The 21,602-nt window shown below is 73.9% G+C and carries 22 protein-coding genes and 1 tRNA gene; 9 read left to right on the forward strand and 14 right to left on the reverse strand.

Going from position 1 to position 21,602, the window contains the following annotated elements:
* Positions 1–22 precede the first annotated feature (22 nt).
* The 5 genes from CLV72_RS25495 to nadD all read right to left on the reverse strand — a co-directional run bounded on the left by CLV72_RS25495 (position 23) and on the right by nadD (position 3,354).
* A complete protein-coding gene (locus CLV72_RS25495) occupies positions 23–628 on the reverse strand; it encodes a dihydrofolate reductase family protein (protein ID WP_106251218.1) in 606 nt (201 codons plus the stop codon).
* A gap of 860 nt (positions 629–1,488) precedes the next feature.
* Positions 1,489–1,561 (reverse strand) — tRNA-Ala (locus tag CLV72_RS25500).
* Between the two features lie 104 nt (positions 1,562–1,665).
* On the reverse strand, positions 1,666–2,295 hold the full coding sequence (locus tag CLV72_RS25505; protein WP_106251220.1) for a histidine phosphatase family protein: 630 nt from the start codon (positions 2,293–2,295) through the stop codon (positions 1,666–1,668).
* On the reverse strand, positions 2,288–2,704 hold the full coding sequence (gene rsfS / locus CLV72_RS25510) for a ribosome silencing factor (protein WP_106251223.1): 417 nt from the start codon (positions 2,702–2,704) through the stop codon (positions 2,288–2,290). The genes CLV72_RS25505 and rsfS overlap by 8 nt, the downstream gene beginning before the upstream one ends.
* Positions 2,701–3,354 (reverse strand): nicotinate-nucleotide adenylyltransferase, encoded by a 654-nt coding sequence (nadD, locus tag CLV72_RS25515; protein ID WP_106251226.1) that lies wholly within the window; start codon positions 3,352–3,354, stop codon positions 2,701–2,703. Before nadD ends, rsfS begins: the two co-directional genes overlap by 4 nt.
* 79 nt (positions 3,355–3,433) lie before the next feature.
* Here nadD and CLV72_RS25520 point away from each other — a divergent pair, with 79 nt between their 5' ends.
* The 4 genes from CLV72_RS25520 (at position 3,434) to CLV72_RS25535 (ending at position 7,041) form a co-directional block, all read left to right on the forward strand.
* Positions 3,434–4,492, forward strand: coding sequence for a M48 family metallopeptidase (locus CLV72_RS25520; protein ID WP_106251387.1), 1,059 nt, complete (start codon positions 3,434–3,436; stop codon positions 4,490–4,492).
* 99 nt (positions 4,493–4,591) lie between these two features.
* Positions 4,592–5,269 carry a cyclase family protein gene (locus CLV72_RS25525; protein WP_106251229.1) on the forward strand — a complete coding sequence of 226 codons (678 nt, stop codon included), beginning with the start codon at positions 4,592–4,594 and terminating at the stop codon, positions 5,267–5,269.
* Positions 5,270–5,329: 60 nt separating this feature from the next.
* Positions 5,330–6,034, forward strand: a complete 705-nt coding sequence (locus tag CLV72_RS25530; RefSeq protein WP_106251231.1) for a thiamine pyrophosphate-dependent enzyme — start codon at positions 5,330–5,332, stop codon at positions 6,032–6,034.
* A gap of 110 nt (positions 6,035–6,144) precedes the next feature.
* A complete protein-coding gene (locus CLV72_RS25535) occupies positions 6,145–7,041 on the forward strand; it encodes a transketolase family protein (protein WP_106251389.1) in 897 nt (298 codons plus the stop codon).
* A 77-nt stretch (positions 7,042–7,118) separates the two neighbouring features.
* Here the strand turns inward: CLV72_RS25535 and CLV72_RS25540 are convergent, their stop codons facing one another.
* The gene (locus tag CLV72_RS25540; RefSeq protein ID WP_106251233.1) at positions 7,119–7,730 is read right to left on the reverse strand and encodes a TetR/AcrR family transcriptional regulator; all 612 of its coding nucleotides are present in this window, start codon (positions 7,728–7,730) and stop codon (positions 7,119–7,121) included.
* Positions 7,731–7,847: 117 nt separating this feature from the next.
* On the opposite strand from CLV72_RS25540, the gene CLV72_RS25545 reads away from it, so the two are divergent.
* On the forward strand, positions 7,848–8,423 hold the full coding sequence (locus CLV72_RS25545; RefSeq protein ID WP_106251236.1) for a GNAT family N-acetyltransferase: 576 nt from the start codon (positions 7,848–7,850) through the stop codon (positions 8,421–8,423).
* On the opposite strand, the gene CLV72_RS25550 is transcribed toward CLV72_RS25545, so the two are convergent.
* A complete protein-coding gene (locus CLV72_RS25550; RefSeq protein ID WP_106251239.1) occupies positions 8,417–9,022 on the reverse strand; it encodes a TetR/AcrR family transcriptional regulator in 606 nt (201 codons plus the stop codon). The genes CLV72_RS25545 and CLV72_RS25550 overlap by 7 nt on opposite strands.
* A 62-nt stretch (positions 9,023–9,084) precedes the next feature.
* On the opposite strand from CLV72_RS25550, the gene CLV72_RS25555 reads away from it, so the two are divergent.
* From CLV72_RS25555 to CLV72_RS25570, 4 genes are all read left to right on the forward strand, one after another.
* Positions 9,085–9,975 carry an SDR family oxidoreductase gene (locus tag CLV72_RS25555; protein ID WP_106251242.1) on the forward strand — a complete coding sequence of 297 codons (891 nt, stop codon included), beginning with the start codon at positions 9,085–9,087 and terminating at the stop codon, positions 9,973–9,975.
* A gap of 45 nt (positions 9,976–10,020) precedes the next feature.
* Positions 10,021–10,947 (forward strand): ribonuclease Z, encoded by a 927-nt coding sequence (locus tag CLV72_RS25560; protein ID WP_106251245.1) that lies wholly within the window; start codon positions 10,021–10,023, stop codon positions 10,945–10,947.
* Between the two features lie 76 nt (positions 10,948–11,023).
* Positions 11,024–11,596: a TetR/AcrR family transcriptional regulator gene (locus CLV72_RS25565; RefSeq protein WP_106251248.1), complete on the forward strand. Its 573-nt coding sequence runs from the start codon at positions 11,024–11,026 to the stop codon at positions 11,594–11,596.
* Between the two features lie 78 nt (positions 11,597–11,674).
* Entirely contained in the window at positions 11,675–12,892 is a 1,218-nt protein-coding gene (locus CLV72_RS25570; RefSeq protein WP_106251250.1) for a Cmx/CmrA family chloramphenicol efflux MFS transporter, read from the forward strand.
* A gap of 42 nt (positions 12,893–12,934) precedes the next feature.
* Here the strand turns inward: CLV72_RS25570 and CLV72_RS25575 are convergent, their stop codons facing one another.
* From CLV72_RS25575 to CLV72_RS25605, 7 genes are all read right to left on the reverse strand, one after another.
* Positions 12,935–14,206 (reverse strand): glutamate-5-semialdehyde dehydrogenase, encoded by a 1,272-nt coding sequence (locus CLV72_RS25575; protein ID WP_106251253.1) that lies wholly within the window; start codon positions 14,204–14,206, stop codon positions 12,935–12,937.
* Between the two features lie 59 nt (positions 14,207–14,265).
* Complete coding sequence (gene proB / locus CLV72_RS25580) at positions 14,266–15,396, reverse strand: glutamate 5-kinase (RefSeq protein ID WP_245930437.1); 1,131 nt, start codon at positions 15,394–15,396, stop codon at positions 14,266–14,268.
* A 98-nt stretch (positions 15,397–15,494) separates the two neighbouring features.
* Positions 15,495–16,859, reverse strand: a complete 1,365-nt coding sequence (obgE, locus tag CLV72_RS25585; protein ID WP_106251255.1) for a GTPase ObgE — start codon at positions 16,857–16,859, stop codon at positions 15,495–15,497.
* Positions 16,860–16,948: 89 nt separating this feature from the next.
* Entirely contained in the window at positions 16,949–17,206 is a 258-nt protein-coding gene (rpmA, locus tag CLV72_RS25590; protein WP_106251258.1) for a 50S ribosomal protein L27, read from the reverse strand.
* 41 nt (positions 17,207–17,247) lie between these two features.
* Positions 17,248–17,568: a 50S ribosomal protein L21 gene (rplU, locus tag CLV72_RS25595; protein ID WP_106251261.1), complete on the reverse strand. Its 321-nt coding sequence runs from the start codon at positions 17,566–17,568 to the stop codon at positions 17,248–17,250.
* 253 nt (positions 17,569–17,821) lie between these two features.
* Positions 17,822–20,368 carry an Rne/Rng family ribonuclease gene (locus CLV72_RS25600; protein WP_245930438.1) on the reverse strand — a complete coding sequence of 849 codons (2,547 nt, stop codon included), beginning with the start codon at positions 20,366–20,368 and terminating at the stop codon, positions 17,822–17,824.
* A gap of 258 nt (positions 20,369–20,626) precedes the next feature.
* Positions 20,627–21,301 (reverse strand): TIGR03936 family radical SAM-associated protein, encoded by a 675-nt coding sequence (locus CLV72_RS25605; RefSeq protein ID WP_106251263.1) that lies wholly within the window; start codon positions 21,299–21,301, stop codon positions 20,627–20,629.
* Positions 21,302–21,602: the final 301 nt, after the last annotated feature.

Genomic DNA, 21,602 nt, shown 5'->3' on the forward strand with positions numbered 1-21,602 from the left:
CAGGCCGGTCCCCCTCACGGGGTCACGCGCCCCCGGAGCGCACCAGCCGGTAGCGGGCGTGGGTCACCAGTTCGGTACCGCGAACCTCCACCGGCTCGAAGGTCAGTTCGCCCACCCCGTCGAACAGCCGCTCACCGGCTCCCAGCGTGAACGGCACCGTGTGCAGCCACAACTCGTCGATGTGCCCGGCCGCGAGGTACTGGTTGATCGTCGCCGCCCCGCCCGCGATCGCCACGTCCGCATCCCCGGCCGCCTCCCGCGCCCGCTCCAGCGCCGCCTCGATCCCGTCCGTCACGAAGGTATAGGTGGTCCCGCCCTCCATCACCAGCGGCTCCCGCGGATAGTGCGTCAGCACGAACACCGGCGCCCGGAACGGCGGCTCCTCCCCCCACCAGCCCTTCCAGTCCGGATCCCACTCCCCCCGCCCCGAAGCGAACATGTTCCGCCCCATCACATACGCCCCGGCCCCCAACTGCCCCGCGACCTCCGCCGCGTTCTCCTCCCCCCGCTCGAACATCCACGCATGCAAGCGCTCCCCCACCCCGACCCCGAACGGCTCCTCCAGACTCTGCCCGACCCCCGCCACAAACCCATCCAAGGAAACAGTGACCCCGCACCGAACCACCATCAATCCCTCACCCGTCCCTAGCCACCGACATCATCCGCCCAACCAAACCACCAAGCCCTCACCCACCGCCACCGATCACCCAAACCCCAACCCCCAAGAACCAAGACACAAAGCCCCCACCCACAATCCACACAGCCTCATCAGCCCCGACCCACCCCACACCCCAGGCACACCCTCAACGGCCCCCACCCCACACCGCCCAGCCCGAACCTCAACACCCAGCCGACAAGAGCCCCAAGCCCACACCCGACAACAACGGCCCAGCCCCCACCAGACCCGATCCACCCACAACGCCGAAGCCCAAGCTCAACGCCCAGGGGACGAAGGACCAAGCCCCACAGCCGCGAACAACGGCCCAGCACCGACCAGATCCCATCCTCCGCACACAACGCAAGGCCGGACCTCAACACGCGGAGGCGAGGGGCGGAGCCCCACAGCCGCGAACAACGGCCCAGCCCCCACCAGATCCAATCCACCCCACACCGCCGAGGCCCGACCTCAACACGCGGGGGGCGAGGGGCGGAGCCCCACAGCCGTCAACGACGGCCCGGCACCCACCCAGATCCAATCGACCCCACACCGCCGAAGCCGAACCGCAAGGCTTAGGGGGCGAGGGGCGGAGCCCCACAGCCGCGAACGACGGCCCGGCACCCACCAGTTTCAATTCCCCCCACATCGTCGAGGCCCGGGCTCAACGATCCTCCCCCCTCATCGCTGAGGTGGGCCCGCACGGTGGGGGGTCCAGGGGGGCGGCAGCCCCCCTGGTGTGGGGGGCTCCGGGGGGCCATGCCCCCCGGACCAACACAAACAGACGACCCCGCGAGTTGGCCAACGGCCAACGAGCAGGGTCGCCCAGAGGATGGAGCTACGGGGATTCGAACCCCGGACCTCTTGCATGCCATGCAAGCGCTCTACCAACTGAGCTATAGCCCCCTGCGGTTCAGCGGCTGTCACCGCTGAACGCGTTGTCGACTATAGCGGACGGCGGGGTGCGGGGCGAAACGGTTTGGGCCCTGCGGCCGTGGGGGTGGTGCTGGTCAGCGGTCGTCGCTGAGGAGGGGTTCTTCGGGGAGGGTTCCGGCGTTGTGCTCCAGGAGGCGCCAGCCGCCGCCGTCGCGGCGTTCGCCGAGGACGGACCAGTTGCAGTTGGACAGGGGGCCGAGGACGGCCCACAGGTCGGGGGGGAGGCCGATGAGGCGGGCGATGGCCTGCCTCAGGGCGGCGCCGTGGCTGGCGACGACGAGGAGGCCGTCGGGCGGGAGGGCCGCGGCGGCGCGTTCGATGGCGGCGCTGGTGCGGTCGGCGACGTCGGTGAGGGGTTCGCCGCCGGGGGGTTCCCAGCGGGCGTTCTCCTCGGGCCAGCGTTCGCGGATCTCCTGCCCGGTGCGTCCTTCCCAGAGTCCGCCGTAGCGTTCGCGCAGGCCCTTGTCGTAGTCGACGGTGTGGCCGGTGTGCTGGACGAGCGCGGCGGCGGTGTCGGCGGCGCGGCGGAGGTCGGAGGAGACCACGGCGTCGGGTCTGAGGGCGGCGAGGAGCCGCCCGGCGCGTTCGGCCTGGGCGCGGCCGGTGTCGTCGAGGGGGATGTCGGTCTGGCCCTGGAAGCGGTTCTCGGCGTTCCAGGTGGTCTGGCCGTGCCGCCAGCAGACGATGCGCCGGCCTTTAGACATCGGCCTCTCCCGCCATGCGGAGCCGCTGCCGGTGCTCGTTGTGCTGGGCGACGCCGCTGGGCAGCTGGAGTTCGGGGCAGTCCTTCCAGAGCCGTTCGAGGCCGTAGAAGCCGCGCTCCTCTTCGTGCTGGATGTGGATGACGATGTCGACGTAGTCGAGCAGCACCCAGCGGCCCTCGCGTTCGCCTTCGCGGCGGACGGGCTTGGCGCCGGCGTCGCGGAGGCGGTCTTCGACCTCTTCGACGATCGAGCGGACCTGGCGGTCGTTGGCGGCGGAGCAGAGCATGAACGCGTCGGTGATGACGAGTTGTTCGCTGACGTCGTAGGCGATGATGGCGTCGGCGAGCTTCTCCGCGGCCGCCTCCGCCGCGATGTTCACGAGCTCGATGGCCCGGTCGGTTGCGGTCACGATGGGTGTGCTGCCCTCCTGGCTGGTTCCTGGCCGTCCGGGTCACGGTACAGCCCGGTCTTGTTGATGTACTGCACGATGCCGTCGGGTACCAGGTACCAGATCGGTTCGCCGGCGCGCACGCGTTCGCGGCATTCGCTGGACGAGATGGACAGCGCGGGGATCTCCACCAGGCTGACTCCGCCCTGGGGGAGGCCGCGGTCCGACAACTGGTGCCCGGGGCGGTTACAGCCTACGAAATGCGCGAGCTTGAACAGGTCGTCGGCGTTGCGCCAGCTGAGGATGGCGGCCAGCGCGTCGGCGCCGGTGATGAAGAACAGGTCGACGTCGTCGCCGTGGTGGTCGCGGAGCTGGCGCAGGGTCTCGACGGTGTAGGTGGGTCCGCCGCGGTCGACCTCGATGCGGCTGACGGTGAACCGGGGGTTGGACGCGGTGGCGATGACGGTCATCAGGTAGCGGTCCTCGGCCGGGGAGACCGAGGTCTTGTCCTTCTGCCAGGGTTCGCCGGTGGGAACGAAGACGACCTCGTCGAGGTCGAAGAGGTGCGCGACCTCGCTGCCCGCGACCAGGTGGCCGTGGTGGATGGGGTCGAAGGTGCCGCCCATGATCCCGATGCGGCGCCGTCCGGGCGCTCCGCTGCTGCTTCGCATGCTGCCGACTGTAGCCGGAGGCCGGATCGGGACCGGGAACGCATACCCGACTCGGATCGTCGTAAGTAGCATGGCGAACATGGCGACAACACCTGACCGCAGCCGCGTCCGATTTCCCGGGATCAGCTCTCGGGCCTATGAGCACCCGGCGGATCGCGGCGCCCTGGTGGCGCTGCGCTCGCTCAGCGGGTTCGACACGATCTTCCGCCGCCTCTCGGGGCTGTTCAGCGAGCGCAGTCTGCGCCTGCTCTTCCTCAGCAATGCGGTGCGGGTGGACGAGAACCAGTTCCGCGACCTCTACGACTACGTGCGCGACGCCGCGTACATCCTGGACCTGCCCCGGGTCCCCGAGCTGTATGTCACGCAGAACCCCATCCCGAACGCGATGGCGATCGGCAGCGACCGCCCGTTCATCGTGATCAACACGGGTCTGTTCGACCTGCTCGACGCCGAGGAGCAGCGCTTCGTCGTCGGCCACGAGGTGGGCCACATCCTGTCGGGCCACGCGGTGTACCGCACGATGCTGCTGGCGCTGACGGCGCTGGCGCTGCGGGTGGCGTGGATCCCGCTGGGCTACATCGGGCTGCGCGCGATCGTGATGGCGCTGGAGGAGTGGTACCGCAAGTCGGAGCTGTCGTGCGACCGCGCGGGCGTGCTGGCGGGGCAGGACCCCGAGGCGGGCAAGCGCGCGCTGATGAAGCTGGCGGGCGGTTCGCGGCTGGCCCAGATGAACACCGAGGCCTTCCTGGAGCAGGCACGCGAGTACGACTCCGGCGGCGACGCCCGCGACGGCCTGCTGAAGCTGCTGAACCTGATGGGCCGCACCCACCCGTTCGCGGTGATCCGCTTCGCGGAGCTGGACCGCTGGACCCGCGAGGGCGAGTACTCCGCGATCCTGAACGGCAACTACCCCCGCCGCGAGGACGACAAGAACGCCAAGATCGGCGAGGAGGTCAAGAACGCGGCGAACTCCTACCGCGAGGCCTGGAACCGTACGGCCGACCCCTTCGTGGGCACGCTGCGCGATGTCGCGGGCAGCGCGGCCGAGGGCGCGGGCAAGCTGTTCGACGCGGTGGCGAGCCGGGCGCGCCGGGCCGGGAACGGCGAGGGCTCCGACCGCTCCAGCAACGGCACCTGATCCCGGGGGCGGTGTTCTGCCGGGAACCGCCGGACGGTGCGGCCGCGGGTGCGGCCGGACCGTCCGGCGGTTTCCTTTTGCACGGTGGGAGGTGGCGGGGTGCGGGTCACACGGGTGGTGGATCTGAGCCGCACGGTGGGGCCGCGGACGCAGGTGTACCCGGGCGACCCGGTGCCGTCGTCGCGTCCGCTGGCCACGGTGGAGCGCGACGGCTTCGCGCTGCACGAGGTGGTGCTGGGCTCGCAGAGCGGCACCCATCTGGACGCCCCGGCGCACTTCCGCGCCGACGGGGCGCCGGTGGACCGGGTGGATCCGGCCGACTGCGTGGGTCCCGGCGTGGTGGCCGACCTGACCGGCCGGGCGCCCCGGCATCCGGTGGACTGGCCGGAGCTGGCGCCGTACGCGCCGCTGCTCGGCCGGGGCACGGTGCTGCTGCTGCACACGGGCTGGGCGGCGCGGTACGGCACACCGGAGTACTTCGACCACCCGTATCTGACCGGCGCGGCGGCGCGGGGCCTGCTGGCGGCGGGGGTGCGGGCGGTGGGCGTGGACGCGCCGAGCGTGGACGAGACGCCGGGCCCGGGCGGCCCGGACGGCGGTGCCGCGGACTTCCCGGCGCACCGGGCGATCGCCGCGGCGGGCGGGGTGATCGTGGAGAACCTGTGCCGCCTGGAGCAGATCGACTTCCCCGACCCGCTGGTGAGCGTGCTGCCGATCCGGCTGGCCGGGCTGGACGGTGCGCCGGTGCGGGCGGTGGCCATGCGGATCGAGCCCTGAGGAAGCGGATCCGCCGCAGCAGTTGACCTCAACTTAGGTTGAGGTCACAGAATCGTGTGCATGGCGCTCACCGACACAGCGGCCCGTCGCGGCTACCGCGACCTGCCGTACCTGATCAGTCTGATGACCGGGGACGAGAAGCACACGGCGGCGGCCGAGTCGACACTCGACGTGCTCTGGGTGCTCTACGACCGCGTGCTGCGGGTCTCGCCCGGCACCGCCGAGGACCCCGACCGCGACCGCTTCCTGCTCTCCAAGGGCCACGGCCCGATGGCCTTCTACGCGGTGCTCGCCGCCAAGGGCTTCATCGGCGAGGACGAGCTGCCCGGCTGGGCCGGGGCCGGCTCGCGGCTCGGCCACCACCCCGACGGGCGGCTCGTCCCCGGCGCCGAGATCGGCAGCGGCTCGCTCGGCCACGGCCTGCCGCTCGCCGTGGGCACCGCGCTGGGCCTGCGCGCCCAGGGCCGCACCGCCCGCACGGTGGTGCTGGTCGGCGACGGAGAGCTGGACGAGGGCAGCAACCACGAGGCGATCGCGCTGGCCGGGCGGCTCGGCCTGGGCCGGCTGACGGCCGTGGCCGTGGACAACGCCTCCAGCAGGCACGGCTGGCCGGGCGGCATCGCCGAGCGCTTCGCGGTCGAGGGCTGGTCCACCGCCACCGTCGACGGACGCGACCACGGCGCGCTGTACCGAGCCTTCACCGACCACCCCGGCGACCGCCCGCACGCGGTGGTGGCCCGCATCCGCCCGGGAGGCGCGCGATGACGCACACGATCGATACGGCGGCACCCGGCCTGGCGCTCAGGCCCCGGCTCGGCGCGCACGAGCGCCCCGGCCCGGCCGTCCCGGCCGGCGCCGAAGCGCCCTTCGCGAGCATGCGGGACGCGTTCACGCACACCGTCTCGGCCGCGCTGGACCGCCGCGAGGACCTGGCGGTCGTACTGGCCGAGATCTCCGCCGACGCCTTCGCCGCGGCGGCCGCCGCCCACCCCGACCGCGTCGTCAACACCGGCATCAGGGAGCAGGCGATGGTCGGCGTGGCCGGCGGGCTCGCCCTCGCCGGGATGCGCCCGGTGCTGCACAGCTACGCGCCCTTCGTGGTGGAGCGCCCCTTCGAGCAGCTGAAGCTGGACCTGGGCCACCAGGGCGTGGGCGCGGTGGTGGTCAGCATCGGCGCCTCCTACGACTGGACCGAGGGCGGGCGCACCCATCAGGCGCCGGGCGACGTGGCGCTGATCAACACGCTGCCCGGCTGGACGGTGCACGTGCCCGGGCACCCGGTCGAGGCGGCCGAGCTGGTCGCCGACGCGCTGGCCGGAACCGGCCGGGTCTACGTCCGGCTGTCCAACCGCGCCAACGCGCTGGCCTGGCCCACCGGCGCGGGCTTCCAGCGGCTGCGGGAGGGGCGCGAGGGGGTGGTGCTGGCGGTGGGCCCCGCGCTGGACGCGGTCCTGGCGGGCACCGCCGGCCTGGACGTGACCGTGCTGTACGCCGCCACCGTGCGCCCCTTCGACGACGCGGGGCTGCGCGCGGCCGTCGCCGCCACCGGGGCGGACGGCGCCCGGATCGTGCTGGTGGAGCCCTACCTGCGCGGCACCTCGTCGCCGTTCGTGCACGCCGCCCTGGAGGACTCACCGCACCGGCTGCGCGCCCTGGGGGTGGACCGCGACGCCGAGCTGCGCCGCTACGGCACCCCGGCCGACCACGACGCCGCGCACGGCCTGGACGCGGCGGGCGTCCGGCGGTCGGTGCGCGACTTCCTCGGCGGCTGAGCGCCGTCCGCAGACCGGCGGCACCGGGACGTCCATGGTCCCCGTTCCGGTGCCGCCGACCCGCCCGCCGCGGCCCGTCAGCCGCCGGCCGGCGCGGCTCCCCCGGCGGCCAGCCCGGCGAGGAAGCGGTCGAGCAGCCGCAGCTGGCGCTCGGCCGGGATGTGCCCGGGGGCGAACAGCGCCTGCACGACCAGGCCGTGCGCGAAGGAGGCGGCCACCAGGGTGAGGTCGCCGGGGTCGGCGTCGGCGGGCAGCTCGCCGAGGCGCTGCGCCGCCTCGACATGGGCCCGCAGGCCCGTCCGCCACCGGGCGTAGCGCTCGGTCTCGCGCCCGCCCAGTTCGGGGTCGCTCAGGGCGGCGTCCCAGGAGCTCACCCAGACGCGGTTCATCGCGGTGGCCTCGGCGGTCAGCGGCAGCACGTCGAGCAGGGCGGCGCGCAGCGCGGCCAGCCCGGGGCCGCGCGGCGCCGTGCGCTCGCGTGCGGAGGTGTGCTCGTCGGCGACGTCCAGGGCATGGCGGAGCAGCTCGCGCTTGGACGGGAAGTAGTGGGTGAGCAGGCCGGTGCTGGCGCCCATCTCCGCCGCCACCGCGCGCAGGGTGAGCCCGCCGAAGCCCCGGGCGGCCAGCACCCGCCACACGGCGGCGGAGACGTCTCTGCGCCGGGCGTCGTGGTCGCCCCGAGCGGGCATGCGGGTCCCCCTGACCGTGGTCGGCTCCGATACGGCTATCATACGTACCGAACGTTTGTTACGTATCGGATCGGACGAGGTGCCCGCTCCTCGTCCCAGGCACGGCCGGAGGCCGCCATGCTCACCCTCCCCCTCGGCGACGGTGCCGAGCTGCGCGCGCTCGAACCCTGGAACGCCGAGGAGTTCGCCGCCTTCATCGAGCGCGAGCGCCCGGCCCTGGCGCCGTGGCTGGTGTGGGGCTCCACCATCGTCGACGCCGAGGGCGCCCGGGCGATGCTGCAGCGCTACGCCGACGAGCAGGCGGCGGGCCGGGGCCGCATCTACGGCATCTGGCGCGGCGGCACGCTGGTCGGCGGCACCCTCTTCCGGGTCTTCGACACCGAAGCGGGCGTGTGCGAGCTGGGCGTGTGGCTGGCGGCGGGCGAACGCGGCCGCGGCCTGATCACCAAGGCGTCGCGGCTGATGATCGACTGGGCCGTCCACCACCGCGGCATGGCCCGGGTGGAGTGGCGCACCATCCCGTCCAACGCCGCCAGCCTGGCGGTGGCCGAGCGCCTGGGCATGCGCCGCGACGGCCTGCTCCGCGGCGGCTACCCCTTCAACGGCGAGCGCCACGACGTGGAGGTCTGGGCGCTACTGGCCGAGGAGTGGCGCGCGGCCGGGCCGGCCGGCGCCGATTCGCCGGCTCACTGAAGGTCCGCGCGCCCCAGCGCCACCGCGACCGCGCGCCGCACCAGCTCGGGCAGCGGGCGGGCCGGCTCGCCGCCGCTGAGCGCGCCGCCCGCCACGGCCAGTACCGCGCCCACCACCGCGCCGGTGAGCGCGTCGGCGTCGGTCGCGTCCAGCCGGTCGGGGAAGGCGGCCAGCAGCAGTCCGCTCCACTCCCGCTGCAGCTCGGCGATGTCGCGAACCGCGCGGGCCCGCAGCTCGGGCACGGTCGCCATCAGCCGGGCGCGCACCGCCACCAGCTCGCCGTCCGCGTCGAGGCTGCCCGACGGGGCGGCGAGCAGGGCCTCCACCGCCTGGACCACCGCCTCCCCCGGCGTGGCCGCCGCCGTGCCGGCGAGCGCGTCGGCCAGCAGCTCGACGCGTAGCGCCCGGTCGGCGAAGACCACGTCCTCCTTGCTCGGGAAGTAGTTGAAGAAGGTGGCCCGCGACACCCCCGCCGCCGCCGCGATCTCGGGGACCGTGGTCGCCTCGTACCCCTTCGCCTCGAACAGCCGCAGCGCGGCGGCGACGATGGCGCGGCGGGTCTCCCGCTTCTTCCGCTCCCGCAGGCCCGATTCGGTCACCAGGAGATCTTAGCCCACATCCAAATTTAGACTGCGTCTAGATTTCTTGCTATAACGGTCCCATGGACACGCTCAAGGGGACCACCGCCTTCATCACTGGCGCCGCGCGGGGCGTCGGCCTCGGCATCGCCCGGAGTCTGGCCCGGCGGGGCTGCGCCCTCGCCCTCACCGACCTGGACGCCGAAGCGCTCGACACCGCGGCGGCCGAACTGGCCGCCACCGCCCGGGTGCGGGTCTTCCGGCTCGACGTGCGCGACCGGGCCGGCTTCGCCCGGGTCGCCGACGAGGCCGAGGAGGCGCTGGGCCCCGTCTCCGTACTGTGCAACAACGCCGGCATCGCCTTCCCCGAGACCGCCGAGGACATGGCCTACGAGCTGTGGGACCTGGCCCTGGACATCAATCTCGGCGGCGTCGTCAACGGCGTGCAGACCTTCCTGCCCCGGATGCTGGCGCGCGGCGGGCCCGGTCACATCGTGAACACCGCGTCGGCGGCCGGGCTGGTCGCGCGGACCGGGCCTATGTACACCGCGTCGAAGTTCGCCGTGGTCGGACTCTCGGAATCGCTGCGCGGGCAGCTGGAGGCGGCGGGGCACCCCGTCGGCGTCACCGTGCTGTGCCCGGGCGGCGTCGCCTCCGCCATCGGTGCCAGCACCCGGGCGGTCCTCGACGCGGCGCACGGCGGTCCGGCCTTCGAGCGCGCCCGCACCCGGCTGCGGCGGGCCGCGCCCGCCATCGACTCCACGCTGGCCGAGATGGGCGTGGCCCCGGACCGCGTCGGCGAGCAGGTCGCCGACGCCGTCCTCGCCGACCGCTCGCACGTGCTGACCGACCGCGCCGGGATCGACCTCATCCGGGCCAGGACCGCGACGCTGCTGGCGTCGATGCCCGCCGCGGACACCACCGACGCCACCTTCGAGCGGTTCCGATCGGCTGTGGGCGAGGACGGTCGCTGACCGCGCCGGTCGGTGTGCCCGCGCCGGCCTGGGAGGATGGCGGGCATGTCCGTCCGTGAACTCGTGGTCCTCGGCACATCGAGCGCGGTGCCGACCCGGCGGCGCAACCACAACGGCTACTTCCTGCGCTGGGACCGGCACGGTGTGGTGTTCGACCCGGGCGAGGGCACCCAGCGGCAACTGCGGCTGGCCGGGCTGTCCGCGCACGACATCACCCGCATCTGCGTCACCCACATGCACGGCGACCACGCGCTCGGGGTGCCGGGGCTGGTGCAGCGCATCGCCCGCGACCAGGTCGCGCACCCGGTCCTGGCCGCCTTCCCCGCCTCCGGCCGCCGCTACTGGGACCGGCTGCGGCACGCCACCGCCTTCGGCGACACCGACGTCATCGTGGAGCAGCCGGTCAGCGGGGCGCGGGCGCTGCTGGAGGGTGAGGACGACCTCGTGGTGACGGCGCTGCCGCTGCGGCACCGCATCGACACCTACGGCTACCGGCTGGCCGAGCCCGACGGCTGGCGGATGCTGCCCGAACGGCTGGCCGAGCGCGGCGTCACCGGTCCGGCGGTGGGGGTGCTGCAGCGCGAGGGCGAGGTCCGCAACGCGGCCGGGGAGCGGGTGCTGCTGGCCGACTGCGCCGAGCCGCGCCCCGGCCAGGTCTTCGCCTTCGTGATGGACACCGCGCCGTGCGCGAACGCGGTCCGGCTGGCCGAGGGGGCGGACCTGCTGGTGGCGGAGTCCACCTACCTGGAGGCCGAGGCGGCGCTGGCCGCCGACTACCTGCACCTCACCGCCGGCCAGGCCGGCCGGATCGCGGCCCGCGCCGGGGTGCGCACCCTGGTGCTCACCCACATCTCCGAGCGCTACGAGGCAGGCGACGACGCGCGCTTCGTGGCGGAGGCGGCCGCGGAGTTCGGCGGCGAGGTGGTGCTCGCCGCCGACCTCGACCGCATCCCGGTCCCCCGGCGCCGCTGACGGCCGCCGCCGGCCGGTGCGGTGGTGGCGCAGCCCATATTGAACCGACCTGTACAGAACCTGTTATGGTCTCCCCATGGCACGACCGAGGACCTTCGACGAGGAGCGCGCCGTCGACGCGGCGATGCGCACCTTCTGGCGCTCGGGCTACGAGGCGACCTCGACCCAGGACCTCTGCGAGGCGACCGGCCTCGGGCGCAGCAGCGTGTACAACGCCTTCAGCAGCAAGCGGGAGCTGTTCGGCACGGCGCTGCACCGGTACATGGAGCTGCGCACCGCCCGCACAGTCGACCTGCTGGCCGGCGAGGCGCCGATCCGCGAGAAGCTCCGCACGCTGCTGTGGTGGATCGTCGACGGCGACGCCGAAGAGCCGACCGGCTGCCTGGTGGTGAACTCCACCGTCGAACTGGCCCCGCGCGACCCCGAGGTCGCCGACGCGCTCCGCCGCGACCGCGAGCGGCGCTTCGAGGCGCTGCGCAGCGCCCTGGACGCCGCCCGGCGCGCCGGGGAGATCGCGCCCGACCGCGAGCCCGCCGCCCTCGCCCACTTCTTCATCGCCGCCATCAGCGGGATGAACGTCGCCGCCTGCGGCGGCGCCGACCGCCAGACGCTGGCCGCCATCGCCGAGACCGCGCTCAGGAGCCTGTGAGCCGGCCACGCCCCGGCGCGCGGGGACCGCCGCACGCCCCGATTCTGAACCAAGCTGTCCAAAACAAGGAGATCCGCGATGCCCCCTGCCGTCTACGTGCTGGGCCTGGCGATATTCGCCCAGGGCACCTCCGAGCTGATGCTGGCCGGCCTGCTCCCGGAGATGTCCGCCGACCTCGGCGTCTCCATCCCGGCGGCCGGGATGCTGATCTCCGCCTTCGCCCTCGGCATGCTGGTGGGCGCGCCGGTGCTCGCGGTGGCGACCCTGCGCTGGTCGCGCCGGACCGCGCTGCTCGCCTTCATGGCCGTCTTCGCGCTCACCCATGTCGCGGGCGCGCTGGCCCCCGACTACGGGCTGCTGCTCGCCACCCGGGTAGTCAGCGCCTTCGTCTACGCGGGCTTCTGGGCACTGGCCGCCACCACCGCGACCAGCCTGGTCCCGGCCGACCGGCGCGCCCGCGCGATCGGCGTGGTGACCAGCGGCCTGACCGTCGCCAGCATCATCGGCCTGCCGCTGGGCACCGTGATCGGCCAGCAGCTCGGCTGGCAGAGCGCCTTCTGGGCCGTGGCCGCCATGTCGCTGCTCGCCCTGGCCGGAGTCGCGGCCACCATCCCGGGCGGCCGCCCGGCCGCGGCGCAGGCGCCGAGCATCCGCGCCGAGCTGCGGGTGCTGGCCGACCCCTGGGTCTGGCTCGCCTACGGCACCACGATCCTGTCCATCTCCGCGCTGATGGGCACCTTCAGCTACCTGTCGCCGCTGCTCACCGAGGTGACCGGGCTGGCCGCCGCCTGGGTGCCCGCCGTGCTCGCCCTCTACGGGCTCGGCGCGTTCATCGGCATCAGCGTCAGCGGCCGCATCGCCGACCGGCGGCCCTTCGGGACCCTCTACACCGGCGTGATCGGGCTGATCGCCGCCTCGGTGGCGCTGGGCCTGGCGGCCGGATCACCGCTGCTCGCGGTACCGCTGGTGCTGCTGCTCGGCGGCTTCGGCTTCGGCCTGAACCCCGCGCTCAACGTCCGGGTCTTCACCCTCGCCGGCCAGGCCCCCACGCTGGCCAACGCGGTGCACGTCTCCGCCTTCAACGCCGGCATCACCCTGGGCCCGCTGCTGGGCGGGCTGGCCATCGACGCGGGCGCCGGCTTCACCTCGCCCACCTGGATCGGCGCGGGCCTCGGCGTGCTGGCCCTGGGCGCGGTCGCCCTGGCCGCCCGCGGGGCGCCGCGCACCGCGGCCGTGCCCGCCGTCCCGGCGGCCGAGCGGCCGGCACCGGTCCCGCAGGCCGAGCCGCCTGCCTGAGCACGGCGGCGCCCCCGGCACGGGGCCGGGGGCGCCGCACCGCTACCGGGTCTGACCGTCGCCGGTGACGATGTACTTGGTGGAGGTCATCTCGGTCAGCCCCATCGGCCCGCGCGCGTGCAGCTTCTGGGTGGAGATGCCGATCTCGGCGCCGAAGCCGAACTCGCCCCCGTCGGTGAACCGGGTGGAGGCGTTCACCAGCACGGCGGCGGAGTCCACCCGCGCGGTGAAGTAGCGCGCGGTCGGCTGCGAGCGGGTCACGATCGCCTCGGTGTGCTGCGAGGAGTACCGGCGGATGTGCGCGATCGCCGCGTCGACCGAGGGCACCACGGCGGCCGCGATGTCGTAGGAGAGGTACTCCTCCGCCCAGTCCTGCTCGGTCGCCTCGGCCACCGGCACCCCCGCCGCCTCGCCGTGGCCGCGCACCGCGTCGTCGCCGTGCACCGTGACGCCCGCCTCGTGCAGCTCCTTGAGCGCGCGCGGCAGGAACTCGGCGGCGATGCCGGCGTGCACCAGCACGGTCTCGGCCGCGTTGCAGACCGACACCCGCTGGGCCTTGGAGTTCAGCAGCAGCGAGACGGCCATGTCCAGGTCGGCGTCGGCGTCGACGTAGACGTGGCAGTTGCCGACGCCGGTCTCGATCACCGGCACCGTCGACTCGGTCACCACCGTGTTGATCAGCGAGGCGCCGCCGCGCGGGATCAGCACGTCGACCAGGCCCCGGGCCCGCATCAGCTGGTGCACGGACTCGCGCCCGGTGCCCGGCACCAGCTGGACCGCGTCCACCGGCACCCCGCCGTCGAGCCCGGCCAGCGCGTCGCGCAGCACGGAGACGATCGCGGAGTTGGAGTCATAAGCCGAGGAGGAGCCGCGCAGCAGCGCCGCGTTGCCGCTCTTGAGGCAGAGCGCGGCGGCGTCGGCCGTGACATTGGGCCGCCCCTCGTAGATGATGCCGATCACGCCGAAGGGCACCCTGAGCTGGCGCAGCTCCAGCCCGTTGGGCAGGGTCGAGCCGCGCACCACCTCGCCCACCGGGTCGGGCAGGTCGGCGACGTGCCGCACGGCGTCGGCGATGGCCGCGACGCGCTCCGCGGTCAGGGTCAGCCGGTCGACCATCGCCTCCGAGGTCCCGGCCGCCACGGCCCGGGCGACGTCGGTCAGATTGGCCGCGATGATCTCGTCGGAGCGGGCCACCAGGGCGTCGGCCATCGCGCGCAGCGCGGCGTCCTTGGCCGCGCGGGTCAGCGGCGTCAACTCGGCCGCCGCCTCGCGGGCGCGCAGCGCCACTGCGTGGACCTGCTGCTCGTCCCCCATGTCGGTTCTCCTCGTCTCTGCGTGTCTCGTCGTGGAGTTCGGTCGGCTCCCGGCGCGGCTCAGCTCGCGGCCAGGATCACCATGTCGTCGCGGTGCACGATCTCGCGCTCGTACTCGGGGCCCAGCTCGCGGGCCAGCCAGCGGGTGGACCGGCCCATCAGCTCGGGCAGCTCGGCGGCGTCGTAGTTCACCAGCCCGCGGGCGACCGGCACACCGCGGGCGTCGCACAGGTCCACCGGGTCCCCGGCGTGGAACTCGCCCTCGGCCCTGACCACGCCGGCCGGCAGCAGCGAGGCGCCCCGGCGGACCACGGCGTCGACCGCGCCGTCGTCCAGCCACACCCGGCCCCGGCCGGTGGTGGCGTGCGCCAGCCACAGCTGGCGGGTGGAGGGGCGGCGGTCCTGCGGGTGGAAGTAGGTGCCGACGGCCTCGCCGGCCAGCGCGGCCCCGGCGTTGGCGGCGGAGGTGAGCAGGGTGGGCACGCCCGCGCCGGTGGCGATCCTGGCCGCCTCCACCTTGGTGACCATGCCGCCGGTGCCCACACCGCGGGCACCGGGGCGGCCCAGCTCGACGCCGTCGAGGTCGGCGGGGTCGCGCACGTCGGTGATCGGCAGCGCGCCCGGCCTGCGCGGGTCGCCGTCGTAGAGCGCGGCCACGTCGGACAGCAGCAGCAGCGCGTCGGCCCGCACCAGGTGCGCCACCAGCGCGGCCAGCCGATCGTTGTCGCCGAAGCGGATCTCATGGGTGGCCACGGTGTCGTTCTCGTTCACGATCGGCACCGCGCCGACGGCCAGCAGCCGCAGCAGGGTGCGCTGCGCGTTGCGGTGCTGCACCCTGCGGATCATGTCCTCGACGGTGAGCAGCACCTGGCCGACGGTGAGGCCGTGCCGGGCGAAGGCGGCGGTGTAGCGGGCCACCAGCAGGCCCTGGCCCACACTGGCCGCCGCCTGCTGGGTGGCGAGGTCGCGCGGCCGGCTGGCCAGGCCGAGCGGGCCGATCCCGGCCGCGATCGCGCCGGAGGAGACCAGCAGCAGCTCGGTTCCCGCCAGTCTGCGCGCCGCCAGCACCTCCGACAGCCGGGTGACCCGGTCGGTGTCGATGTGACCGTCGGGGGTGGTCAGCGACGAGGAGCCGACCTTGACCACGATCCTGCGGGCCGCGGCCACGGGCGCTCGCGTGTCGGCGTGCACGGTTTCCGTCCTGGGGTTCGGGTGGTGGATGCGGACTGCCCGGCCCGGTGCCCCGCCCGCGTGCGGGCGGGGCACCGCTTCGCTCTCCCCCGGGGCGGTCAGCCGAGTCGCAGGTCGGTGCCCCGGGGGCCGAGCGGGAGGTCGTCGCCGGCGACGGTGGGGTCCCAGTCGAAGACGACGGGGTCGTCCTCGTCGCCGATGTACACCTCGGCGCCCTCGGTGGCGCCCGCCTTGGCCAGCGCCTCCTCGATGCCGAGCCGGGCCAGCCGGTCGGCCAGGTAGCCGACGGCCTCGTCATTGCTGAAGTCGGTCTGGTTCACCCAGCGGCGCGGCTTGTCGCCCTTGATCAGGAAGGCGTTCTCGCCCTTTCTGACCACCTCGAAGGGCACCTCGCGCATCGGGGTGGGCCGCAGCACGATCCGGGTGGGCTCCTCGGGCGGGCGCTGCGCGCGGGCGCCGGCCACCAGCCGGCCCATCTCGAAGGCGAGCTCGCGCAGCCCCTCGCGGGTGGCGGCCGAGACCCGCAGCACCCGCAGGCCGCGCTCGGCCAGCATCGGCTCGACCATCTCGGCCAGTTCGCGCCCCTCGGGCACGTCGACCTTGTTCAGCACCACGATCCGGGGCCGGTCGGCGAGGTCGAGCCCCTGCGCCGCGGAGTAGGCGCTCAGCTCCGCCTCCAGCGCCTCGAAGTCCGAGACCGGGTCGCGGCCGGACTCGTAGGTGGCGCAGTCGAGCACGTGCACCAGGGTCGAGCAGCGCTCGATGTGGCGGAGGAAGTCCAGGCCCAGCCCGCGGCCCTCGCTCGCGCCGGGGATCAGCCCGGGCACGTCGGCCACCACGAACTGCACCTCGCCCGCCTCGACCACGCCGAGGTTGGGCACCAGGGTGGTGAACGGATAGTCGGCGATCTTGGGCCGCGCCGCGGACAGCGCCGCGATCAGCGAGGACTTGCCCGCGCTGGGGAAGCCGACCAGGCCGACATCGGCGACGGTCTTCATCTCCAGCCGGACGTCGAGCCGCTCGCCCTCCTCGCCCTTGAGGGCGAAGCCCGGCGCCTTGCGCTTGGTGGAGGCCAGCGCGGCATTGCCCAGGCCGCCGCGGCCGCCCTGCGCCACGACCAGCCGGGTGCCCTCGCCGACCAGGTCGCCCAGCACCTCGCCGTCCAGGCGGGTGACCACGGTGCCGTCGGGCACCTTCAGCACCAGTTCGGCGCCGTTGGCCCCGGCGCGGTGGCCGCCCTGGCCGGGGCGGCCGTTGCCGGCCCTGCGGTGCGGGCGGCGCTGGTAGTCCAGCAGGGTGGTGGTGTCGCGGTCGACCTCGAGCACGACGTCGCCGCCCCCGCCGCCGTTGCCGCCGTCGGGGCCGCCGAGCGGCTTGAACTTCTCGCGGTGGATGGAGGCGCAGCCGTGCCCGCCGTCGCCTGCGGTGATGTGCAGGACGGCTTCGTCCACGAAGTCGGGCATCGCGCCCCTCCTGGTAGGTCGGCAGAGACAAAAACGCAGGGCGGACCCGTTACCGGTCCGCCCTGCTCACAACGTTTCGCCGGCGGAACTTACTCCGCCGCCGGGATGATGCTGACGGCCTTGCGGCCGCGCTTGGTCCCGAACTGAACCGTGCCCGCGGTGAGCGCGAACAGGGTGTCGTCACCGCCGCGGCCGACGTTGTCGCCCGGGTGGAAGTGGGTGCCGCGCTGGCGGACCAGGATCTCGCCCGCCTTGACGACGTGGCCGCCGAAGCGCTTGACCCCGAGCCGCTGGGCGTTGGAGTCGCGGCCGTTCCGGCTCGACGACGCGCCCTTCTTGTGTGCCATGACGCCTACCTCCCGTGGTCAGCCCCGTGGGAAGGGGGAACCTACTTGCCCTTGCCCTTGTCGATACCGGTGATCTTGACCTGGGTGTACTTCTGGCGGTGACCCTGGCGCTTCTTGTAACCGGTCTTGTTCTTGTACTTCAGGATGTTGATCTTGGGTCCGGAGGCGTCGCCCACCACCTCCGCGGTGACGCGGTAGGCGCCCAGCTCCGACCGGTCGCTGATGACCTCGCCGTCGTTGACCACCAGCAGCGGCGACCAGGTCACCGTCGAACCGACCTCGGCGGCCACCTTGTCGATGGTGACGATGTCGTCGACCGCCACCTTCTCCTGCCTGCCGCCCGCTCGCACGATCGCGTACACCGGGAAACTCACTTCCTACGAATTCGCCCCGCGATACCGCGGGGAAGTCTCACTGGCGCCGGGGCTCTCGGCCCGCCACACGCGGACCGGCCGAGACCACCCGAGCAGGGATGGCCGCCTGGACGCGGTCTGATGTGGGAACGCGGGGAGCGCACACCGATGAGCGCACTCCATGCACCGATAGCCCACTTTAGCACCCGCGGCGGGTGGTCGGTCCCGGTCGGCGGGGCGCCCGCCGACCGGGACCGGCGGGTCAGTCGCCGTCGTCGGCGGCGGAGTTCTCCGGCCCGGAGTCGGCCGGGGCGGCCGCCTCCTCGGGCTCGGGCGGCGGTCCGGCCGGGCGGCGCGAGCGGCGCCGCTTGGGCCGCTCCACCACCTCGGGCTCCGGCTCCGACAGGTCCAGCGGCTCGATCGGCTCGGCCGGCTGCAGGGGGTCGACCGGTTCGTCGGCATCGACCTCGGCGGTGTCGGCGTCGGCCGCCGACACCGTGGTGTCGGCCTCGGCCTCCGCCTCGGCGGCCTGCGCCTGGGCGGCCTTGCGGCCCTTGCGGCGGCCGTTGCCGCCGCCGTTGCCGTTGCCGCCGCCCGACGGCTGGTCGACCAGCTCGCCGGAGACGATCAGGCCGCGCCCGTTGCAGCAGTCGCACGGCTGCGAGAAGGCCTCGAGCAGGCCCTGGCCGACCCGCTTGCGGGTCATCTGCACCAGGCCCAGCGAGGTGACCTCGGCGACCTGGTGCTTGGTGCGGTCCCTGGCCAGGCACTCCAGCATCCGCCGCAGTACCAGGTCGCGGTTGCTCTCCAGCACCATGTCGATGAAGTCGACGACGATGATGCCGCCGATGTCGCGCAGCCGCAGCTGCCGCACGATCTCCTCGGCCGCCTCCAGGTTGTTCTTGGTGACGGTCTCCTCCAGGTTGCCGCCCTGGCCGGTGAACTTGCCGGTGTTGACGTCGATGACCGTCATGGCCTCGGTGCGGTCGATCACCAGCGAGCCGCCGCTGGGCAGCCACACCTTGCGGTCCAGCGCCTTGGCGATCTGCTCGTCGATCCGGTAGGCGGTGAAGACGTCGCGGTCCTCGTCCCAGTTGCGCAGCCGCTCGGTGAGGTGCGGGGCGACGTGCTCGACGTAGTCCTCGACGGTCTGCCAGGCGCCGTCGCCGGAGACGACCAGGCTGGCGAAGTCCTCGTTGAAGATGTCGCGCACCACGCGCACGGTGAGGTCGGGCTCGCTGTTGAGCAGCGCGGGCGCGGTGGCGGTCTTGGCCTTGCGCTTGATGGTCTGCCACTGGCCGGCCAGCCGGTTGATGTCGCGCTCCAGCTCCTCCTCGCTGGCGCCCTCGGCGGCGGTGCGCACGATCACCCCGGCGTTCTCCGGCATGACCCTCTTCAGGATCTGCTTGAGCCGGGTGCGCTCCTTGTCGGGGAGCTTGCGGCTGATCCCGGTCATCGAGCCGTCGGGCACGTACACCAGGTAGCGGCCGGGCAGGCTGACCTGGCTGGTCAGCCGGGCGCCCTTGTGGCCGACGGGGTCCTTGGTGACCTGCACCAGCACCGACTGCCCGGACTTCAGCGCCGACTCGATCCGCTTCGGCTGCCCCTCCAGGCCGGGGGCGTCCCAGTTCACCTCGCCCGCGTACAGCACGGCGTTGCGGCCCTTGCCGATGTCGACGAAGGCGGCCTCCATCGACGGCAGCACGTTCTGGACCCGGCCCAGGTAGACGTTGCCCACGTAGGACTGGTGGGTGGAGCGGTCGACGTAGTGCTCGACCAGCACGCCGTCCTCCAGCACCGCGATCTGGGTGCGGTCCTCGATCCTGCGGATCACCAGGTCGCGCTTGACCGACTCGCGGCGGGCCAGGAACTCCGACTCGGTGACCACCGGCGGACGGCGGCGGCCCTGCTCGCGGCCCTCGCGGCGCCGCTGCTTCTTGGCCTCCAGCCGGGTGGAGCCCTTGACGGACTGCACCTCGTCCTCGATGGAGCCCGCGGCTCGCGGCTCGCGCAGCTCGCGGACCCGCACCACCGTGTTCGGCGGGTCGTCGGGGCGCGGTGCGGCGGCGTCGCCGTCGGTGCCGGCCGAGCGGCGCCTGCGGCGGCGTCGGCGGCTGGAGCCGCCCGACGCGTCGGCATCGTCATCGCCGGCGGTGTCGGCCTCGGCGTCCTGAGCGGCGGCGGTGTCGGCCGGCTCGGCCTCGGCCTCGGCGGCGGCGCCGCGGCGGCGGGTGCGCCGGCGGCGGCCGCCCTCGGCGGGCTCGGCCGGGGTCTCGGCAGCTGGCTCCTCGGCCTGCTGCTGGTCCTCGAGCTGCTCATCCTCGCCCTTGCCGCGGCCGCGGCCCCGGCCGCCGCGGCGGCGCCGCCGGCGCGAGCCGCGCCCGGCGCCCTCGCCGTCGTCGTCGGCGTCGTCGTCGGAGTCGTCGGTGACGACGGAGTCGCGGGCGTCCTCGGAGCCGCCGTCGCGGTCGTCGTCGGCGGTGTCGGCGTCGAGCCCGCTGTCGTCGGTGTCGTCGCCGTCGTCGGCCTCGTCGTCGGCGTGGGCGGCGACGCCGTTCACCCGCCGGCCCGGCGCGGGCACCGGCGGCTGGAACACCACGACCGGCGGCTGGAAGGTCAGTGCGGGCCCGGCGGTGAGCCGGGTCTGCGGCGCCTGCTCCTCGTCGTCGGCGCCCTCGGCCGTGGCGAAGGGGTCGGGCGGCGGCCCGGCGGGACGGGTGACGGCGCGGCGGCGGGGCGCCTGCACGCGGCCCACCGCCGAAGCGGTGTCGTCGGCCTCGGCCCGCCGCTGACGCTCTTCGGTTGTCATCACTTCTTCTGCTTCTGGTCCTTCGGCGCTGCTGTCAGCATCGCCGGTCGGCTCGTTCTCGAGCATCCGGGTGGTCTCCCGTCAGGTCCCCGGGCGCCTCAGCGGTCAATGGGCCTCATGGCGGCGTGAGCGGCCATGCGGCCATTGCTTCCGTCTGACGCGCCGCGCGGGGACGCACGTTGTTTTCACACACGCCGACGCCATCGGGGCGCCGACGCGAAGTCGGTTGACAGTTCCCCGCCCTCGGGGCGGCCGGACTCATCGGTCCTGGCCTTCCCTGGCGAGGGGGTTGGCGATCACGCCGCTGGCCTCATCGAGCGGCCCCTGCGCCAGCCGGGTCACCAGAGGCGGTGACGGCGGCGCCAGGCCAGCCACCTGATGGAGGCCGGTCAGTACGTCGTCAGGTCGTACGGCAGGTGTCGTATGCCGGACAACCATGCGAATTATCGCATACGCGGACTGCGCTTCCCGCGTGCCCGCCGGCTCCACCCGCAGGTGGGCGACGGCGGCCCGTGTGTCGAAGCGCCTGCGGCCCTTCTTCGTCAGGCGCTCGACCTCGACGGTGTCGGCGGCAAGGAAGGCCGCGGCCGCGGTTCCGGCCCGCTCCGCGTCCACTCCCGGCAGTTCGATCCGCCAGTCGGAGGCGGTGAGCCGGTCGGCCAGGCTCCCCTCTCCGGCGAACACCGCGTCCAGCACATCGATTCCCTCGGGCATCGAGTCGTCGAGCGCGGCGCGGACCGTCTCGGGCGGCAGGTCCGCGCTGAGCGTCAACTCGAAGTACTCCGCCTCGCTGGCCACCCCGGTGGGCGCGGCGCCCGCATAGGAGATCTTGGGGTGCGGGCTGAACCCGGCCGAGTAAGCCACCGGCAGGCCGGCCCGGCGCAGCGCGCGCTCAAGAGCGCGCGCGATGTCGCGGTGGCTCGCGAATCTCATCCGGCCGCGCTTGGCGTACCGGACGCGGACGCGCTGAGCGGTCGGGGAGACGGCTGGTCCCTCGGGTGCGGGGGGCAGTGCTCTTCCGTCCTTTCTGTCCGGGCCCGGCGGGCCGTTGCGGCCGACCGATAGGTAATGGGTCGGTTACCAGGGTACGGCGCGTCCGGACGGGCCGGGGCCGGTGGCCGCCGACGGCCGGACCGCCGCTGCGGTCCGGTGCGGCGCCGGGTGGGCGTCCCGGCCGCGCCGAACATCATCGATCTTCCCGCGCCGCACGGAGTTCAAAAGTTCGGACGCGCAC

Source organism: Allonocardiopsis opalescens (assembly GCF_003002095.1).
GTDB lineage: Bacteria > Actinomycetota > Actinomycetes > Streptosporangiales > Streptosporangiaceae > Allonocardiopsis > Allonocardiopsis opalescens.

What these genes read in the sequence shown, in the direction of transcription:
- rpmA (WP_106251258.1), bottom strand. Translation starts at nt 17,206, where the DNA reads ATGGCACACAAGAAGGGCGCGTCGTCGAGCCGGAACGGCCGCGACTCC.
- nadD (WP_106251226.1), bottom strand. Translation starts at nt 3,354, where the DNA reads ATGCGAAGCAGCAGCGGAGCGCCCGGACGGCGCCGCATCGGGATCATG.
- CLV72_RS25565 (WP_106251248.1), top strand. Translation starts at nt 11,024, where the DNA reads ATGGCACGACCGAGGACCTTCGACGAGGAGCGCGCCGTCGACGCGGCG.
- obgE (WP_106251255.1), bottom strand. Translation starts at nt 16,859, where the DNA reads ATGCCCGACTTCGTGGACGAAGCCGTCCTGCACATCACCGCAGGCGAC.
- CLV72_RS25545 (WP_106251236.1), top strand. Translation starts at nt 7,848, where the DNA reads ATGCTCACCCTCCCCCTCGGCGACGGTGCCGAGCTGCGCGCGCTCGAA.
- CLV72_RS25560 (WP_106251245.1), top strand. Translation starts at nt 10,021, where the DNA reads ATGTCCGTCCGTGAACTCGTGGTCCTCGGCACATCGAGCGCGGTGCCG.
- CLV72_RS25570 (WP_106251250.1), top strand. Translation starts at nt 11,675, where the DNA reads ATGCCCCCTGCCGTCTACGTGCTGGGCCTGGCGATATTCGCCCAGGGC.
- CLV72_RS25540 (WP_106251233.1), bottom strand. Translation starts at nt 7,730, where the DNA reads ATGCCCGCTCGGGGCGACCACGACGCCCGGCGCAGAGACGTCTCCGCC.
- CLV72_RS25555 (WP_106251242.1), top strand. Translation starts at nt 9,085, where the DNA reads ATGGACACGCTCAAGGGGACCACCGCCTTCATCACTGGCGCCGCGCGG.
- CLV72_RS25600 (WP_245930438.1), bottom strand. Translation starts at nt 20,368, where the DNA reads ATGACAACCGAAGAGCGTCAGCGGCGGGCCGAGGCCGACGACACCGCT.
- CLV72_RS25575 (WP_106251253.1), bottom strand. Translation starts at nt 14,206, where the DNA reads ATGGGGGACGAGCAGCAGGTCCACGCAGTGGCGCTGCGCGCCCGCGAG.
- CLV72_RS25520 (WP_106251387.1), top strand. Translation starts at nt 3,434, where the DNA reads ATGGCGACAACACCTGACCGCAGCCGCGTCCGATTTCCCGGGATCAGC.
- CLV72_RS25530 (WP_106251231.1), top strand. Translation starts at nt 5,330, where the DNA reads ATGGCGCTCACCGACACAGCGGCCCGTCGCGGCTACCGCGACCTGCCG.
- CLV72_RS25605 (WP_106251263.1), bottom strand. Translation starts at nt 21,301, where the DNA reads ATGAGATTCGCGAGCCACCGCGACATCGCGCGCGCTCTTGAGCGCGCG.
- CLV72_RS25495 (WP_106251218.1), bottom strand. Translation starts at nt 628, where the DNA reads ATGGTGGTTCGGTGCGGGGTCACTGTTTCCTTGGATGGGTTTGTGGCG.
- CLV72_RS25505 (WP_106251220.1), bottom strand. Translation starts at nt 2,295, where the DNA reads ATGTCTAAAGGCCGGCGCATCGTCTGCTGGCGGCACGGCCAGACCACC.
- CLV72_RS25535 (WP_106251389.1), top strand. Translation starts at nt 6,145, where the DNA reads ATGCGGGACGCGTTCACGCACACCGTCTCGGCCGCGCTGGACCGCCGC.